General features: G+C 38.3%; 14 protein-coding genes and 1 tRNA gene. 4 read left to right on the top strand and 11 right to left on the bottom strand.

The features are described 5' to 3' along the window. The first annotated feature begins 226 nt into the window (after window positions 1-226). Together CHB68_RS01915 and CHB68_RS01910 are read left to right on the top strand one after the other, a co-directional pair. On the top strand, window positions 227-3,301 hold the full coding sequence (locus CHB68_RS01915; protein ID WP_089259015.1) for a SusC/RagA family TonB-linked outer membrane protein: 3,075 nt from the start codon (window positions 227-229) through the stop codon (window positions 3,299-3,301). A 41-nt stretch (window positions 3,302-3,342) separates the two neighbouring features. Then, entirely contained in the window at window positions 3,343-5,001 is a 1,659-nt protein-coding gene (locus tag CHB68_RS01910; protein ID WP_089259013.1) for a RagB/SusD family nutrient uptake outer membrane protein, read from the top strand. A 79-nt stretch (window positions 5,002-5,080) separates the two neighbouring features. Here the strand turns inward: CHB68_RS01910 and CHB68_RS01905 are convergent, their stop codons facing one another. The 4 genes from CHB68_RS01905 to CHB68_RS01890 all read right to left on the bottom strand — a co-directional run bounded on the left by CHB68_RS01905 (window position 5,081) and on the right by CHB68_RS01890 (window position 9,255). After that, window positions 5,081-6,118: a substrate-binding domain-containing protein gene (locus CHB68_RS01905; RefSeq protein ID WP_089259011.1), complete on the bottom strand. Its 1,038-nt coding sequence runs from the start codon at window positions 6,116-6,118 to the stop codon at window positions 5,081-5,083. 78 nt (window positions 6,119-6,196) lie between these two features. Continuing rightward, window positions 6,197-6,802: a 3-keto-disaccharide hydrolase gene (locus tag CHB68_RS01900; RefSeq protein WP_089259009.1), complete on the bottom strand. Its 606-nt coding sequence runs from the start codon at window positions 6,800-6,802 to the stop codon at window positions 6,197-6,199. Window positions 6,803-6,807: 5 nt separating this feature from the next. Continuing rightward, complete coding sequence (locus tag CHB68_RS01895; RefSeq protein WP_089259007.1) at window positions 6,808-7,884, bottom strand: DUF6807 domain-containing protein; 1,077 nt, start codon at window positions 7,882-7,884, stop codon at window positions 6,808-6,810. Window positions 7,885-7,896: 12 nt separating this feature from the next. Next, window positions 7,897-9,255 (bottom strand): Gfo/Idh/MocA family protein, encoded by a 1,359-nt coding sequence (locus CHB68_RS01890; RefSeq protein WP_089259005.1) that lies wholly within the window; start codon window positions 9,253-9,255, stop codon window positions 7,897-7,899. Between the two features lie 450 nt (window positions 9,256-9,705). Between CHB68_RS01890 and CHB68_RS01885 the strand changes: the two genes are divergently transcribed. Both CHB68_RS01885 and CHB68_RS01880 read left to right on the top strand, forming a co-directional pair. Beyond that, window positions 9,706-11,124 (top strand): alpha-L-fucosidase, encoded by a 1,419-nt coding sequence (locus tag CHB68_RS01885; RefSeq protein WP_089259003.1) that lies wholly within the window; start codon window positions 9,706-9,708, stop codon window positions 11,122-11,124. Window positions 11,125-11,136: 12 nt separating this feature from the next. Beyond that, window positions 11,137-12,234 (top strand): sialidase family protein, encoded by a 1,098-nt coding sequence (locus CHB68_RS01880; protein WP_245838748.1) that lies wholly within the window; start codon window positions 11,137-11,139, stop codon window positions 12,232-12,234. A gap of 245 nt (window positions 12,235-12,479) precedes the next feature. On the opposite strand, the gene CHB68_RS01875 is transcribed toward CHB68_RS01880, so the two are convergent. The 7 genes from CHB68_RS01875 to CHB68_RS01845 form a co-directional block, all read right to left on the bottom strand. Then, window positions 12,480-12,559, bottom strand: a tRNA-Leu gene (locus tag CHB68_RS01875). Window positions 12,560-12,635: 76 nt separating this feature from the next. Next, window positions 12,636-13,304 (bottom strand): bifunctional 4-hydroxy-2-oxoglutarate aldolase/2-dehydro-3-deoxy-phosphogluconate aldolase, encoded by a 669-nt coding sequence (locus CHB68_RS01870; RefSeq protein ID WP_089259001.1) that lies wholly within the window; start codon window positions 13,302-13,304, stop codon window positions 12,636-12,638. Window positions 13,305-13,458: 154 nt separating this feature from the next. Beyond that, a complete protein-coding gene (locus CHB68_RS01865; RefSeq protein WP_089258999.1) occupies window positions 13,459-14,499 on the bottom strand; it encodes a sugar kinase in 1,041 nt (346 codons plus the stop codon). A 59-nt stretch (window positions 14,500-14,558) separates the two neighbouring features. Next, window positions 14,559-15,320, bottom strand: a complete 762-nt coding sequence (locus CHB68_RS01860; protein WP_089258997.1) for an SDR family NAD(P)-dependent oxidoreductase — start codon at window positions 15,318-15,320, stop codon at window positions 14,559-14,561. A gap of 13 nt (window positions 15,321-15,333) precedes the next feature. Further along, window positions 15,334-16,611 carry an MFS transporter gene (locus CHB68_RS01855; RefSeq protein ID WP_089258995.1) on the bottom strand — a complete coding sequence of 426 codons (1,278 nt, stop codon included), beginning with the start codon at window positions 16,609-16,611 and terminating at the stop codon, window positions 15,334-15,336. A 199-nt stretch (window positions 16,612-16,810) separates the two neighbouring features. Then, the gene (locus tag CHB68_RS01850) at window positions 16,811-17,518 is read right to left on the bottom strand and encodes a FadR/GntR family transcriptional regulator (protein WP_089258993.1); all 708 of its coding nucleotides are present in this window, start codon (window positions 17,516-17,518) and stop codon (window positions 16,811-16,813) included. 208 nt (window positions 17,519-17,726) lie between these two features. Beyond that, on the bottom strand, window positions 17,727-19,037 hold the full coding sequence (locus CHB68_RS01845; RefSeq protein ID WP_089258991.1) for a RagB/SusD family nutrient uptake outer membrane protein: 1,311 nt from the start codon (window positions 19,035-19,037) through the stop codon (window positions 17,727-17,729). Between the last annotated feature and the right edge of the window lie 9 nt (window positions 19,038-19,046).

Here is a 19,046-nt window from a genome sequence, read left to right as displayed (position 1 = left end):
ATGATTTAGCACTATTATTACATATTTTATTTTTTATATAAATAATTTTGTTACATTTAATTAACATTTTTTAACAATCCGTGTACGTTAACGAATATTCAATAAATTAAAAACATATAATACTACTGGTCATGTACTAAAAAAATTTATAAAACACTCCTCCTATTTAATTTCTAATTATTAATCAACAATCAACTTTAATTAACCACCTAATTACACTTAACAAATGAAAAAAAAACACATTAAAAAATTAAGTCGGAAAACAAAGAGTTTACTGTTATCTGCCGTACTTGGCATTTTAACGGTCGGCCCAATTTTAGGAAATTCAGATCATTCATCTAAATCAATAATGATCGAAGATGTCCAAACAACCGTTACGGGTCAGATACTGGATGAGAACGGCATACCTTTAGCAGGTGCAAGTGTTGTTGTCAAAGGTACCACTACGGGATCTGTAGCGGATTTTGACGGGAATTACAGTATAAGCGCCCCATCTAACAGTACATTGGTATTCAGTTATGTAGGTTATGGGAAGAACGAAGTTGCGGTCAACGGCAGAACTACTATTAATGTAACTCTGGAACCGGACGCTTCTTTGTTGGATGAAGTGGTTTTGGTAGGATACGGTACCCAAAAGAAAGGTGAGGTAACCGGTGCTATTGAGACCGTAAGTGCCGAACAATTAAGCATTGTACAGGTTTCCAGTAGTATAGATGCAATAAAGGGGCAAATAGCCGGTGTTGATGTACAGTCCACAGGTGGAAGACCCGGACAGAACCCAACGGTTAGGATTCGTGGTAGACGTTCCATCAGCGCATCTAACGATCCTTTGTATGTAGTTGACGGTATTCCTTTAATTGACGGACCAAATTCTATGGCAGACATCAATCCAGATGATATTGCCTCCATGCAAGTACTTAAAGATGCTGCAGCAACGGCCGTTTACGGTTCTAGAGGTGCAAATGGTGTTATATTGGTTTCTACCAACCGTGGTAAGGTTGGAAAAACCAAAATTACCTATAGCAGTAGATACGGAACAACCTCTGCCACAAGATTGGTGGATATGATGAACGGTGCGGAGTTTGCGGATTTGAAAAGAGAGTCCAGACGTGTTGGCTGGAACGGGGCCATACCTGCGGATAATGAAGTATTTTTGGACCCAATTGAATTAGAATCATTAGCACAAGGTCGCTCAACGGATTACCAGGATTTGGTTACCGGTAATGGGTATCAGACCAATCACCAAATAGGTGTAAGCGGAGGTTCGGAAAATACCACGTTCAGTACATCAATAGGTTATTTTAAAGAGCAAGGTATTATATCCAACCAAGATTTTGAACGCTTTTCCGGCCGCTTGAACGTGGACCATAAAATCAACGACATATTTAAGATCGGTGCATCGTTCCTTGTCGCCAGAACAGAACAAAATTGGGGTTCTAATGCAACATTGGGTGAAGCCTTGGCCAATAACCCATTAGGGGTTCCTTATGATGAAAACGGTGATTTAAAATTTCTTCCCACTAATGATGGTATCCGTACAAATCCTTTAAACGAACTAGTAGAAGGAGCTTATATAGATGAAAGACAGCAAACAAGAATATTTGCTCCCATTTATTTGGATATCAATATTGCGGAAGGTATTAAATGGACCACTACTTTTGGTCCTGATATTAGAATAGGAAGAAGAGGAACATTTGCAGGTAGTTTAACCAACACCAACCGTGGAGGACCTGGTAGGGCTCGTATATTGAATGTTAACGACCTTGGTTATACCCTAGAAAATTTATTGACCTATAATACGGCATTAACGGATAGACAAAATTTAAAGGTTACCCTTCTACAGAGTATACAGAAATCTAGGGTTGAATTTAATGACGGTAATGTAACCGGTATTCCCTATGAGTCACAATCATTTTATAACCTAGGTTCTGCCACCCAAGGTGGGGTATTAGAATCCGGATTGACGGAATGGGCCCTAGCCTCTTTTATGGGAAGGATCAATTATGATTTTGACAGCAAATATTTATTTCAGGCATCCTTACGTGCGGATGGCTCGTCTAGATTGGCCCCTGGTAACCAATGGAAATACTTCCCTGGTGTATCTGCAGGTTGGCGTTTAGACCAAGAGGATTTTTTAATGGAAACACAGGTTTCGGAGATGAAGTTAAGAGCATCTTATGGCGAAGTAGGTAACACTTCCGTACTGCCTTACCAAACTGCAGGTAGGTTGGCAAGTTCCGTATATGCCTTTGGAGAATCACCTGCATTAGGATTTGGCCTAAATGAAATCCCTAACGAAGATTTGACCTGGGAGGTTTCAAAAACCTTGGATATTGGTTTGGATTATGGGTTCTTCAATAATCGTTTGGTAGGTTCTTTTGATTGGTTTAGAACCAATACAGTAGACCTACTTTTGCTAAGAAGTCTACCATCTACCTCTGGTTACGAGAGTGTTTTACAGAACGTAGGAAGTACAAGAACTACAGGATTTGAATTCTCTATTAGCGGAGGTATCATTGATAACGCAGATGATGGGTTTAATTGGGACGTAGATTTAAACCTATCTACCTATAATGAAGAAATAACGGAACTTGCCTTAACGGATGCGGATGGAAATCCACTGGATGATGTGGGTAACGCATGGTTTATAGGTCAGCCTATAAAAGTTTTCTATGATTATGAAAAAATAGGTATTTGGCAAGCCAACGAAGAGGCTGCCGCTTTGGCCGCTGACAATAAGGTCCCTGGTGAGATTAAATTGAACGATTTAAACGGTGATGGGGTTATTACGCCAGATGATAGAAAAATAATTGGTGATGGAGTGCCAGATTGGTATGGTGGTTTCAACAACAAGTTTTCCTATAAAGGATTTGATTTGGGCGTTTTCTTTGTCTTTAGAGTAGGGCACACCGTACAATCTAATTTTCATGGAAGTAACAACGCCTTGTTTGGAAGATACAACAACCTAGACGTAGATTATTGGACAATCGATAATCCTACTAACGCTTATCCAAGACCTAATGAAAATCAAGAAAGCCCAAGAAACGGTTCTACGTTGCGCTATTTTGATGGTAGTTTCATTAAGCTAAGAAATATATCGTTAGGCTATAATTTACCAGATTCAATAGTTGAAAAACTGAGTATGGAAAAATTACGTTTGTCAGTATCTGGACAGAATCTTTGGTTTGCAAGTGATTACGATACCTATGATCCTGAAATTTCAGAAGATGCTACAGATTTGAATAGTGGTGTTGTACCTAGTACAAAACAATGGTCACTATCCTTAAAGGCAACATTTTAACCATAAAAAATTGTTAGTTTAAATAGAATAATTTAAATATTATGAACAGAAAAATTTATATACTCTTAGTTTTAGCACTGGCTTTTACAACAAAGTCATGTGATAAATTTATTGAAGAGGAGCTGGTTACAGACGTTTCAGCGGCCTCTTATTATACTACAGAAAGTGGTCTAGACGATGGTGTCAGAGCAACCTATTCCACTTTTAAACCCTTTTATGGACAGGAAATTAGTGCGGCCATGTTAACCTTTGGAACGGATATCTGGACCAATGGGGCAGATGGTGGACATAAGGTCTTTAATTTTTACGATGGCGGACTTAATGGTTCTGAAGGTTATATTACCGATTCATGGGACAACTGGTATAAAGGAATCAACCAAGCAAATGCAATTGTTAACCGTGCCGCGGACGTTGAAATGGATGAAGCCAAAAAAACATTGAGATTGGCAGAAGTACGTTTTTTAAGGGCCTATTTTTATTTTAATATCGTGACCACATTTGGTGACGCCCACCTTAGCTTAGAGGAAACGGAAGGCGTAGAAGTAGAGGCGAACAAAACCTCACAATCAGAAATTTATGCGCAAGCAATAATACCCGATCTTGAATATGCCATAGCCAATTTACCCGATGAGCAATCTGATTATGGTAGGGCCACTAAGCCTGCTGCAGAATTTTTATTGGGCAAGGCACTATTGACGAGAAGCTATCAAGGATTTGCGGAAACTTCAGACGCTTCAAGGGCAGAAACCTTGTTCAGCAATGTTATTAACAATTACAACTTTTCCCTACTTCCCAACTTTGCGGATTTATGGGATATAGATAACCAGGAAAACAGCGAAATGGTTTTTGTAGTTCCCAATTCAAAATCTCAAGTAGATAGTGATGTTGACCCATTTGGACATAGATGGCACCTCTATTTTCTACATGAATATGATGTAAGAAGAGGAATGACAAGGGATATTGCAAACGGTAGGCCATGGAAACGTCACCGTCCTACGGATTTTATGCTGACCCTTTGGGACAGGTCCGTAGATACAAGGTATGACGCTTCATTTAAGCATGTATGGTATGCCAACAAAGAAGAACCCGCTACGGATGCCGTAGGTGAAGAACCTGCAAGGGCGGCCTTGGCAATTGGCGACACGGCCATTTATATTCCAGGACCCGGCAAAGATGTAGATTGGCCACAATCAAGACAGAATGAAGTACCTTACTTGGTCTATAGCAATGATGAATACAACGAACGTCTTTTTCCATCCATGAACAAATGGATAGACCCAACTAGACCAGATAGGCAAAAAGTAAACGGCCAACGAGATTTTATCTTAATGAGATTGGCAGATGCCTATTTGTTACGAGCGGAAGCCAAGCTACAGCAAAACAATCCTTCAGGTGCGGCGGACGATATCAATGTAATTAGATTAAGGGCGGCGGTTCCAGGCCAAGAAGCGGCCTCGCAGATTGCCCCGGCAGATGTGGATTTGGATTTTTTACTTGATGAAAGGGCTAGAGAATTAGTGGGCGAAGGCCATCGTTGGCCAGATTTGGCCAGAACGGGCAAATTGGTAGAACGAACTAGGTTGTATAACCCGCAAGCATCTCCCAACATTCAAGATTACCACACAGTAAGACCAATACCCCAAAATCAAATAGATAGGGCTTTGGGTGGCTACCCGCAAAATCCGGGCTATCCACAATAATATTGTTAGTTTGAGTTAGTTTTAGTTTAATCCTCCTTTAACCAAATTGGTTTTAGGAGGATTTTTTTATGAGGAACTATTACATAAAATGCTCCCTTACAAATATCTCTACGGGAATATCAAGATCAAGGTCTGCATTATCCTGCTTGGTCAAGGAATTGAATAAATTCTTTATGGCCGCATAACCTTGGTATTTAGGCTGTTGATTGATCAAAAAATCAATTTTTCCATTTTTTAGGTACTTCAAATTTTTATCGTTTAGATCAAAACCCAATAATGAGGTATTGCTAACCCTATACTCCGATAAAATTTCAGGAATTAAATGTGCCCTTGAATTGGTAACGAAAATTCCTTTTGGGCTATCTCCTTTAAACCAAGAAAGCATTTCTTCCGTAATTTCCAATGCTTCGTTTAAAGGATGGTTTACGGTCTTGATCATAACATCCTTTTTCAACGATTTAAAAAAGGACCTAAAACCGTCCTCACGTTGTTTATTGTTAACCTGTATACCCACATCGTTATACGTATTTACAATGAAATATTTTCCTTTATCCCCTACCAGCCCATGTAGCAATCTGCCGGCTACCATACCTGCCTTATGTGAATTTTGTCTTATGAAATTAGAAGGATATTTTAATGGTATTTCGGTATCTAAAAAAACGACTTTCAATTTTCTTTTTTTAGAGGCTTCCAAAAACATGTTGCACTCTTTTTCAAAAAAAGGTACCGTTATGACCGCATCATAGTTCTTTATCACAATTTGACTACATCCTTTTCTAAATGAAGATGATGATGAACCTGCAAATTGATAATGATCGCCACGCACGCCAAATTCCTTTAGTTCATCCAAGGCATTTGCAATGCCCAATTTTGGCAATTCCCAATAATTTGAGGTCGATGTTGATTCTGGTAATAATATGGCAAATTTTATCTTGTTTACAGAAGCGAGCTTTAACCTACTTGCTACTGTATTTTTCTGATAGCCGTTTTCCTCAATAATCTTTAGTATCCTAAGTTCTGTTTCTTTGGATACCCCACCCCGTTTATGCAGCACACGGTCAACCGTGCCAATGGAAACATTGGCCAATTCCGCTATCTGCTTAATACCTATACTCAAAGTTCAACCTTTAAATTATCTGCGATAAGGTACTACCCAATATGGTTTCGTGAAAATTTATTCCACGAATTGTATGGGTTAAAGTTCATTTACCATAATATTCCTGAACTGCACGGTCATTTCGTTGCCCGGATGCAGTTGCAATCCTATAGGCCCTTTTAAATTGGCATTCTCTAGCTCATAGTTCATGACCTCTACCCCATTTAGCCAAACGGTATAGGTATTGCCAATGGTCATAGCCTTAATGGTATTCCATCCCTTATGGTCTAACAGGGCATCAACACCAGAGGCTTCTGCCGGATAACCCAAAGTAGGCACGTATGGCGAAGCTGTCATATCCTTTTTCAAGGATCCAGATATACCAATTTGCACCTGCACGTTTCTAGGGTTATCACCTCTCATATATATACCGGTATCCACAACACCCTCACCAAATTTAAAATCCATTTGAACCATAAAATCGGTATATGATTTTTTTGTCCACAAAATAGAGCCAATTTTATCTGGATCACTCTTGGCCCATAAGATTTCATTATCTATAGACCACCAAATATTCTTTTTTGGAACGCGCCATTGTTCAAGGTCATTGCCATCAAAAATAGGTTTCCAAGTATCATCCCCTGTTTGTCCGTTCACAGGAAGTACTAAAAGAACAAGGAGTAAAATTTGTACAATAATTTTCATGGCCTTTATTGATTAAAATCCGTAAACGATTTGGTTATTTGTTCCGGCGTTAACGCTGATCCATTATGTATAAGGATACGGTACTTAAAAGTAGTACTTTCCCCTTCTTTCAATTTAAAGTTCAAGGATTCCTTACCATCTGAAAAAACGGCTTGACCTAACGGATTTGCAGCAAACAACCCGTAATCGCGGGCATGCCAATACGTAGGAAACCCTACATTATCTTCATGATCTATTATGGTTATGGAAACCTGTTCATTTTCTAGTTTACTTTCCAATTTCACCCACTCGTTTCGGGTACCCCAAACCTTATTACCCGTTAGACCTGAACTTGATATGTAATTGCCTTCTACCCCTTCATTATTTAAAACCTTAACCTTGGTTATATTGCCATCAGCATCTGTAAACTCAGCAGGTTTATCCGTTGGCATTTCCATTTCCCTAGCCACCCTAATACCTATCATTCCTTCCTTGTTGTCATTGAAAGCAACATCCTTTAAAGCCTTTAAAGTGGTGTTACGATCAATTATTCTTGTATTACCAACTTGAGCAAAGGTCAATTGGGTGGTTTCCTCCAAAAGATTTTCATTGGTAGAAGTTTGCCAAAAGGCCTTGACCTTGAGGACCCCTTTGTCTTCATCCATCTCCAAAAATTCATCATGGACAATGCTGCCATATTTATCTTTTTCAGCATCTGGAATGGCATAGGAGTTGTTCCAAAAATCCAAACCGTTTACATCTCCATAATTAAACCATAAACCCGCATGATGGGGATGGTCTATACGCTCACCAGGTCTTGGTTCAAAAGGAAAACCTCTGGTCAACGTTTTTCCGCTTAGGGTCAATACAGGATATAAAATGGGCTTAGGGGTTTTACCGTCATAGATATAGTTTGTAAAAAGAGTACCGTCTAAACTTACCTTTACTTTTTTGGCCGCCTTGTCGTGTTCAAAAGTCACTACTGGGTCTTGCACATTTTCTTTGTCGCTAATATTTTCAGAAGTTCCTTTATTTTGTTGCTCCTTGCAAGAGGACAATACAACAAGGGTGAATAAAAGAACACCATATTTTATTCTATGCATATAGGGTAATTTTTAGTATTGAAATATTTCTCCGCCGGCCAATACATTTTGGGTTTTCTCGTCAAATGTTGCCTTTAATCCAGTCCTTAAAGCTGCCGTGGTCATGATATTGGCAATGGAATGATTATAACCTGCCTCAATTGGCCCGTTGGTAGCTTTACGACTTCTCACACATTCCATCCAATTTAACATGTGCATAGAGGTCATGTTGTCCGCCCCGGTATTTGCAGAGGTTACCACCTTTGGGGCATTGTCACTGAGGTTAAAACCTTCTAGTTTATTTGGCTCCATATTCATGGCACTGGCATATTTTTCTTCCAAACCTCCATTGTCGCTGACCTTATTGGTATCTAGGTTCAATTCTCCTGCGTTAGAATAGTAGATTTCCTTTGTACCCCCTGCAGAATTTGTAAACCTTGAGGAATAAGTAACTTGAAAACCGGATTCTAGATCATCTGTAGGTCCATAATCAAAAACCGCGGACATGGTATCAAAATTTTTACGACCATCTTTCCAAAGGTAGATACCACCATTAGCCGCAACACTTCTAGGGTGGTCTAAACCAGAAAACCAATGTACGGTATCTATTTGATGCGACATCCATTGACCGGGTATACCGGATGAATACGGCCAAAATAATCTATACTCCAAATATTTTCTCGGGTCCCAAGCCGCTTCAGGTCTATTCATTTGATATCTTTTCCAATCGGTATCAGATTGTCGTATCTCCCTTGTAAGTTTTGGCAACCTCCAACGGCCTGGTTGGTTAACGTTCCATGTCATTTCTACCATGACGATATCGCCAAATTTTCCTGACTTTATAAAGTCATTGGCCGCGTGGTAATTGGCCCCACTTCTTCGCTGACTTCCTATTTGGAAAACGATACCTGAATCCTTTACCGCTTTCATACCAATTCTGGCATCGGCCATGGTTTCCGCAAAGGGCTTTTCACAATACACATCTTTTTTGGCATTGGCGGCCTGTACCGTATGCAAGGCATGTTGAAAGTCTGCCGTTGAAATGATGGTAGCATCAATTTTATTCTCCGCATACATTTCCTCATTATTGCGCCATTGCTTTATTTTATTACCCGTAATTTCATTGATATAGGCCACTCCTTCGTCCCTACGTCTGTTCCAAATATCGGACACCCCAACGATTTCAAAATTTTGTGCTTTACTATGGCCATTAAAAGCAGGTATCAAGGCATTTTTAGCCCTATTTGAGAATCCAACAATACCTATTCTAACCCTATCATTTGATCCAATAATCTTTCTATAACTACTAGCACTCATTGCATTGGCACCTAAAAAAACACCACTGGATGCAAGGGCTGTTTTTTTTATAAAATTCCTTCTTTTGTTTTCCATTATATTAAAGTTTACGTGTTCTGTTGATTATTACGTTTTGGTTGAAATCTATTCACTGGTTAGCATTAACTTTTTCGCTTGGTAATAACAGGTGTGCAATTGTACTTAGGCAATAATATCTAAATACACACAATTATCATATTATTAATATATTCATATTTTGTACCCTATAATAATATGATTTACCATTTACGTTAACGTTAACGGTTACGAATATAATTATTATTTACATTGATTATAATATTTTATGCAATGAATGCTGTTAAATGTTATTGGTCTGCTAATTAATATGCAATATATTTTTACAATCATAGTGATCAAGCTATGCTGCTAATAACCCGACACTTAAATTAAATGCCCTCCATTTTTACCGGTCAATATTAATGAAGGCTTCTTTGTTTTTGGCCGATGAGCTATCTTTACAGATTAACATTCCAAACAAATAATTCAATGAAGCGTATCTTTTTCCCCCTATTTTTTCTACTTATTCAGATTTCATTTTCCCAAGTGGACAATATTCATGGCAAATCAACAATTTATGAAGCGCCAACAGACCCATTGGTACAACAGAAATTAAAGGAATGGGGAGGTCAAAAATTTGGTATGCTGATTCATTGGGGCGTTTACGCGGTTCCGGGAATAATTGAGTCCTGGCAATTATGTTCAGAAGCTTGGCTGGAAAGACCGGAAGGCATGTCTTATAATGATTACAAAAAGTGGTATTGGAACTTGAGTTCTGTTTTTAATCCTGTGAATTTTGATCCAGATAGTTGGGCAGATGCCGCTGATAGTGCAGGGATGAAATATGTGGTTTTTACGACCAAACATCATGACGGGTTTAATATGTTTGACACACAACAAACCGATTACAAAATCACCAATGGTCCATTTAAAAATCATCCAAAAGCAAATGTCGCCAAACATGTGTTCGATGCTTTCAGGAAAAAAGATTTTATGATTGGCGCCTATTACTCTAAACCAGATTGGCACTCACAAGATTTCTGGTGGGATAAATATGCTACACCAGACCGCAACCCAAATTACGATATTAGAAAGTACCCAGAACGATGGGAACGTTTTCAAGATTTTGCATACAATCAAATAAATGAATTGGTTACAGATTATGGTCAAATTGATATTCTTTGGCTAGATGGCGGGTGGGTAAGACCACGAGAAACCGTTAACGATGAAGTACGTGCCTGGGGCGCTCCAATACCAGATTGGGACCAACACATTAATATGCCAAAAATTGCGGAAATGGCCCGTAAAGCACAACCCGGAATCATTTTTGCGGACAGAACCGTACACGGTCCTTATGAAAATTACCAAACTCCTGAGCGATCAATTCCAGAAACAAAATTAGACAACCCATGGGAAAGTTGTATTACTTTAGGGAATGCCTGGGGCTATGTACCCAATGACAACTATAAGTCTGCAACTAAAGTTATTCATTCCCTAATCGAAATTGTCGCAAAAGGCGGCAATATGCTACTTGGTGTAGGCCCGCAATCTGACGGATTACTCCCATTAGAAGCAGTAAAAAAACTAGAAGAGATTGGTGTTTGGCTTTCTAAAAATGGTGATGCTATTTATGGTACGAAAACAACTGATAGCTATACTGATGGCAAAAACTTTTTCACCACAAAAGAAAACACACATTACGCACTTATTCCTTTAAAAGAGGGCGAAGCATTACCCAATCAAATTTCATGGGGTAAAAATATCCCTAAACAAGGGTCTAAAATCACCTTATTGGAAACAGGAGAAAAATTAGATTGGAGGCTAAAAAATGGTATGGTTCAAGTTTCGCTCCCAAAAAGCTTAAGATCAAAAACCATACCTGCGCTAGCATTTTCATTTAAAAAGTAAAAACGAAAAACTTTGACTAAATCTGTAAATACGTCCAATTCAACACAGAAATACTTTTCAATATTTTGTTTAATATTGGGATTATTCTCCTCAATAGTATACGCTCAGCAAAATTCAGAACTACCTAAACTTCCTCAAATTCAATTATTAACAGATGAATTTATATTTGAGAAAGCTCCATTTTTACAATGCCATGCCCCCACAATTGTAGCTTTAAAAAATGGCGAATTAATGGCATCATGGTTTGCGGGTACACACGAGAGACATCCTGATGTAGGTATTTACACGAGTTACCTAAGAAATAACACCTGGTCAACGCCCGTAAAAATAGCAGATGGTTTTCAAAATGACAGCCTCAGTTACCCAACATGGAACCCCGTTTTATTTGAAAATAACAAAGGTGTACTTTTCGTATATTACAAAATGGGCCCATCGCCTTCAACTTGGTGGGGAATGTATAAAACCTCAACAAATAATGGAATTCACTGGTCTAATGCACAAAGATTACCAGATTCTATTTTAGGACCAATCAAAAACAAGCCTATTCAAATAAATGATGAAATAATTATATCGCCATCTAGTATGGAAACTGACAATGGAGAAGTTTGGAAAGCCCATATAGAAATATCTAAAGATGATGGCTACACGTGGAAACGTTCAGAAATACCGTCTGATTCTGATGTGAAATTAATTCAACCTTCTGTAATACAACTACCAAATAATATTTTGAAGGTTTTATTAAGAAGCAATAAAAACGTTATTATGGAAAGTATTAGTTCTGATTTTGGCAAAAGTTGGTCTAGGGCAATTGCTAGTGAAGTCAAAAATCCTAATAGTGGTATAGACGCTATAACCCTAAATAATGGTAATTTCCTTTTAGTCTACAACCCCACTTTAAGTGGAAAAGATTGGTCTGACGGTAGACAAAAATTGAATTTAGCCTACAGTACCGATGGAGTGCATTGGAAAGATGTTTTACAATTAGAAAATGAAAAAGAAGGTGAATTTAGCTACCCGGCAATCATACAAGATAAAAATGGCTTTGTTCATATTACATATACTTACAATAGAGAAAGAATAAAATATTTGAAATTGAAACTTGAAAATTAAAAACACATAAGGGGCTAAAAGTATAATTAGGATATTCACTTTACAAAACCAATACAATCATTATTTGATGCTCAGTTATGGAATGATTAGGGAAAAAAAAGTGCAGTATACACTATAAAAATTAGAAAAATTGACCTACAAGATGGTTAATGACGTTGCAGAAAGCTATACCCTCATTTATTCCTATAGGTATTATTAAAAAAACCTCAAAAATCTAAGAAATAGATAGTTGAGGTTTTAATCTGTACTCGAGGTGGGAATCGAACCCACACTCCGAAGAACTGGATTTTGAATCCAGCGCGTCTACCAGTTCCGCCACTCGTGTCTGAATACCATAAAGTAGCGGTATTTTAAAATAATTCTATAAAATCAAACTACTTGCTTTATTGTTTTACATGTTCTTATTTTCTCAAATTTTTTATTTTACCCAAAGTTTCTTTGACCAACGCTTCTAGGCCAGCGTAATCTTTGTTAGCTAAAATTTCTTTACTGATAAGTTTTGAGCCCATACCAACGCAAGTGACACCAGCATCGAACCAACCTTTTAAGTTTGCTTCATCTGTACTTACACCTCCAGTTGGCATAACACTGGTCCAAGGTTGTGGGCCTTTAATCGCTTTAACAAAACCAGGTCCGTATAAATCACCGGGGAAAAGTTTTACAATTTCACAACCCATTTCTTCAGCTTTGTTTATTTCGGTCAATGATCCGCAACCAGGTGACCATAATACTTTTCTTCGGTTACAAACAATTGCTATATCTTCTCTTAACGAAGGTGTAACTATGAAATTAGCACCTATTTGCATATAGTAAGAAGCCGCTGCTGCATCGGTAATTGATCCTACTCCCATAATCATTCCTGGCAGGTTCTTTATAGCATATTTATTCAATTCAGAAAATACTTCGAAAGCAAAATCGCCACGAGCGGTAAATTCCATTAATCTTGCTCCACCATCATAACATGCTTGTAAAATCTTTTTTCCTAACTCTATATCTGGGTGATAAAATAAAGGAACCATACCTGTTTCCTTCATTACCCTTGCTACTTCTATTCTAGAATATTGCGCCATATTTTATTTTTTTATATACTTAAAACACTACCAAATACACTGGTAAACATAGCTATAGAACAAAGAAATGACATTTCTTTCCTAATAGCCAAGACAACCAAGTGTTTTAGTAGTGTTTCTAAAACAACATTAACAAATTATTTAAAAACTAAAATTACCTAGCTACCCTACCGGAAGCATCACCCCCCATGAGTTTATTCACCTCATCCACGGTAACTAAATTGGCATCGCCTTTAATAGTATGTTTAAGGCAAGAAGCCGCCACCGCAAAATCCAAAGCATTTTGATCATCGTTAGGATAGGTCAATAATCCATAAATAAGTCCCCCCATAAAGGAATCCCCACCACCAACACGATCTACGATATCGGTAATCTGATATTCCCTGGTCTTGAACAAGGTAGTACCATCATAAAGTACGCCTGCCCAAGTATTATGAGATGCGGATATAGAACCTCTCAAAGTCGTAATTACCTTTTGTGCCTTTGGGAATTTTTTCATCATTTGCTTACAAACCGATAAAAATGCCTCAGCTTTAACATGTTCTCCCTGCGTAGTTATATCCAGACCTTCTGGTTTAATGCCAAAATGCTTTTCCGCATCTTCCTCATTACCTAAAATAATATCACAATAGGAAGTCAATTCTGTCATGATAGCTTCGCGATCACCACCATAGTTCCAAAGTTTGGCCCTATAGTTTAAGTCCGTTGAAATGGTAATACCCATAGCACTTGCAACTTTTACAGCCTCTAAACACGCATCTGCAGCTCCTTGTGAAATAGCAGGTGTAATTCCTGTCCAATGAAACCAACCGGCGCCTTCAAAAACCTTTTCCCAATCTATCATACCCGGCTTTATCTCACTAATTGCGGAATGTGCCCTATCATAAACCACTTTACTACCACGGCTTACAGCTCCTGTTTCCAAAAAATAAATACCTAAACGATCACCACCAAATATTATATTTTGGGTATTTACACCTCTTTTTCGCATTTCCATTAATGCACATTCCCCAATATCGTTTTTTGGCAAACGTGTTACAAAATCAACAGGAACTCCATAATTGGCCAATGATACCGCTACATTAGATTCCCCACCACCATACACCACATCAAAACTGCTGGCTTGTGAAAATCTTAAAAAACCTTCTGGTGCCAGGCGAAGCATGATTTCACCGAATGTTACTACTTTTTTCATTTAAATTGAATTATTATACTACAGTGTTTTTCAACAACTTATTTTATGCTTAACTTATTTTAGATTCCCAATGCTTGACCTCCACCAATCTGAATGGTTTCCGCTGTAATAAATGATGCATCCTTACTGGCCAAGAACGATATTACCCCAGAAACATCTTCTGGCTGACCTAATCTTCCCAACAAGATATTATTTGCCCATGATGCAAAAACTTCTGGCTTTGTAGCCTTGATCTGTGCGTGAAATGGTGTATCAATGGTACCTGGAGATACGGCATTTACCCTAATTCCGTATTCCGCAAGGTCTTTTGCCAATGCTCTGGTAATTGCGTGCACCCCAGCCTTGGACGTTCCGTAAATACCGGCACCCGGTCCACCTGCGGTCCAACCTGCATTGGAAGTATAATTGATAATAGAAGGATGTTCTCCTTTTTTCAAATATGGTATTGCCGCTCTAGAGGCAAAAAATGTGGAGTCTAAGTTCAAGGCCATTACGGATCGGTAAAATTCTGTTGTCATATCCTCAAATCTTGACCTTCCACCAAGACCACCTGCATTATTGACCAAAGTGTCAATTTTTCCAAATTTATCACCAATAGCCTTTATATTTTTGGTAACGGCTTCTTCATTGGTTACATCAAATCCATAATATTCCGCCTTGATACCTTGGGCCGTCAACTCCTTAATACGTTCAGCACCGGCCTCATCATCTATACCGTTCAGAATTACGGTATACCCGTCCTGTCCTAATCTTCTAGCAACTTCAAAACCTATGCCGCCCGTTGCTCCTGTAATTACTGCTACTTTTCCTTCTATACTCATAATTATATAATTATTATTCTAATTCAACTTCTACTGGTCTTATTTTTTTGATTAATGTGTAAATCGATACAACTGCCATTGGTGCCAAAATTGCGATAACGATAAATGCGGGGGTGTAGGATACTTTGGCAATCATAGGAATCAAGGAATTCATAATAATAACCGATACTGCTGCTACGGTACCTGCCAAGCCTGCCAATGTACCCACTGATGGACCCCTGAACAAATCACTTGAAATAGTCTGAATATTACCTATGGCAAATTGAAAACCGAACAATACCACTGCTACGATATAAATAAAGGTCATAGGATTATTCTCGTTCACAAGGAATATAATTCCTAGAAGTCCTAGAAAAATGAGTGCCCCGCCAATGGTAATGGTAATTTTCCTAGCGGCATCCACAGTTTTAGTTTCCATTAATTTACCGCTATACCAACCACCTATTATACTGCCCGCCATACCACCTAAATAAGAAATCCAAATGGTTGATCCTATTTCCTCTACACTGAATCCAAATTCAGAATTTAGGTATAACGGCATCCAACCAACGAACAACCACCAAATGGGTTCTATGAAAAAACGAGAGGCAAGTACGCCCCATGATTCTTTATAACTTAAGATTTGCCCAACGGACAAACCTTTTTCGTCATCTTCCTTGTCCAAATCCACAATACGATCACTATTAATGAACTTAAGCTCTTCTTCCGTGATCCATGGATGCTTTCCCGGTTTGGACTTATTGATGAACAACCATGGAATAACCCATAACAAACCTACCAAACCAATAATGATAAAGGTCATTCTCCAACCAAAATGGCCGTATAAAAATGCAATTAACAAAGGTGCTATAACGCTTCCCAAAGAAGCGCCAGCATTAAAAATTCCTTGTGCTATGGCCCGTTGTTTTACAGGAAACCATTCTCCATTACTTTTAACCGCACCGGGCCAGTTACCGGCCTCGCCCAACCCTAAAAGGGCCCTGAACAAGGTAAGTGAGAAAAGCCCTCTTGCAAATGCATGGAATACCGAGGCCAAGGACCAAACCACAATAGACACAACAAAGCCCATTCTAGTGCCAATGATATCATATAATTTGCCAGACAAAAATTTTCCAATAGCATAAGTCCCCATGAAAATGCTTAGCATGATGCCATAATCAGATTCATCCATGCCCAGGTCTTTTCCCATTTCTGGCCACATGACACCAAAGGCCGTTCTATCAATGTAATTGATTACCGTTGCCAAGCATATTAGCATGATAATCCACCATCTTAACCCTTTTACTTTCATATATTTTGTCTTTAGATTACCGTTTGGCTTAAAAATTCCATTTTAAATTGCACAGATACAAGAAATTAGCTCCCTGACCCGAATGTTCATCCAGGTGCTTAATTAGACACTTAAACTATTGAAAAACAAGTGTTTAAATTATCTAAATCTTATTTTGTCGTTTATGATTATAGTATATGGTCCTAACTTATTTATATACCTATTTTTGAATATTATAACAATATTGATAAAGCACATTAAAATGTACTTTCATCATCTCCTTGGCTTTCTGAATATCTTGTGCCTTTATAGCCTCAAATATGTCATTGTGTTCTTGAATAGCCTTAAAACTCTGGTTTTTGTCACATACGTGATGTTTTTCGAAATTGGTAATGATCTCTGGAGTAATAATCAACATTAAAGTGTTAATTGTACTGTTACCGCTAGCCTTTGCAATGGATAAGTGAAAGAGCAAATCTTCCTGAACGGCATCTTCCCCGTTCATCACTTTTTCAGTATACGCCTTTAATGCGCTCTCCATCTCCTTTAAATCCTTTTCAGTTCTTCTTTGGGCCGCCATTCTTACCGTTTTAAGCTCCAATAAGATTCTAGTTTCTACCAATGATTTAAAATCAGGATCCTCTAATCGTAGAATATCATCGATCATCCCATTCATGGCTACCTGACCAATATCCGCTACGAACGTACCACTTTGTGGTTTGGATTTTAGAATGCCATAAAATTCTAACTTCTGAATTGCCTCCCTAACATTACTCCTACTTACCTGAAACTTTTCCGACAACATACGTTCCGACGGCAATTTATCCCCAGGTTCAAGATTTTTATAATTCATTAAATCCCGAATCTTTGCTATGATTCCGTTATGAATTTCCTGGTTTTCATTCTTTGTGAGGATTTCTAACTTCATATTTAAATCAATTATCGTTAAATTGGTTAACCAGATTGGTTTGTTAAATTTAGACAAATAATTAATAGTAAAAAACTATTGAATACGAGAATTAAGTCTACACCTTATTTTTCTTCCTAATTCATACAGTGGCCAACTGGTCTATGATAAGACCAGTATTGCCAACCGTACAAACCAACTCAAAACAACTATTCAAAATATTTTATAATTAATAACTTGGATTCTGTGTTATTACTCCGTCACTAGCCAATATTTCAGAAATTGGAACTGGGAACAAAAAGTAGTTAGGATCAACAGATTCTCCCATTTCTTGGCTAACGGTACCCGTCCTTACCAAATCAAACCATCTTTGTCCTTCAAAGGCCAATTCTAATCTTCTTTCATCTTGGATAGCCGTTCTAACCTGAGCTTGCGTGCTTGCGGTAGTGTTTGCCAAACCGGCCCTTGTCCTAATCTTATTTAGTTGAGTAACCGCTCCGGGAGTATCTCCATTTTCATTTAAGGCCTCTGCATATAAAAGAATTACATCTGCCAACCTAATCTCGATCCAGTCATAGTCAGGTCCTCCCGATTGTGGATATTTTGGAGAGGCCATAAGCGCCTCGTCTATATTTACGGCCCTTCTTAAGTCCGTATCTCCACCGGCCTCACTTGCATCAAAAGCAGCAATTAGATCTGCATCTAATGGCATAAGGGATTTTGTATCAAGACCTCCGTACCAAGACCAAAATTCAGAAAATCCATATTCATCATTGATAGAACTGGAGACCTGTGTGGCAAAAATGATCTCAGCGTTTAAATCATTCAAGAAAATATCCGCGTAATTATCCAATAGGGTTATACCTTCGGCATTTGCTCCGTTTACGACCGCACCCAATAACGGTTCCGCACTTTGAAAATCACCACGTGCAACATATACCTTGCCCAGTAAAGATTGTGCAGCCAGTTTAGAAGCCTTACCATTTACACTTGTGGTACCCAAAGCACTAATTGCCGCCTGTAAATCTGGAATAATTACATTATTATATACCTCCGTTGCAGGTTGTCTTACCAAGAAATCAGTATCTGTTGTACTTGGTGTGGCAGATAGATTCACCGTAACATCACCAAATACCTGTACCAATTTAAAGTAGGACAATGCTCTTAAGAACTTTGCCTCGCCAATATCCGAAGCATCTGAAGAATTTTCGATGACATTGTTTGCACTTAATATCGATTTATATAATGCCGTGTAGAAAGGACCAAAGAATTGATCTTCCATTGCGGTCAAATTTGGATTGAACTCATCAAAAGTGGTATAAGGAGATTCATCCATAATCGCATTATCCGCTCTAAAATCGCCCATGACCGCTATTGGCGTTACAGAGCCCAATTGATAGTAATAAGCAGCATTTAAAACACCGGTAAAATCCGTTAATGATTCAGAACTGGCAATATTTGGTGGAACTTGGTCTAAATCACTTTCACAAGCTGTTGTCAACAGCAGGGTTCCTAATACTAATTTATATATTGTTTTCATGTTTCCTTA

This window comes from Maribacter sedimenticola (assembly GCF_900188415.1).
GTDB classification, from domain to species: domain Bacteria; phylum Bacteroidota; class Bacteroidia; order Flavobacteriales; family Flavobacteriaceae; genus Maribacter; species Maribacter sedimenticola.
This window is presented reverse-complemented; position numbering and strand designations above follow the sequence as displayed.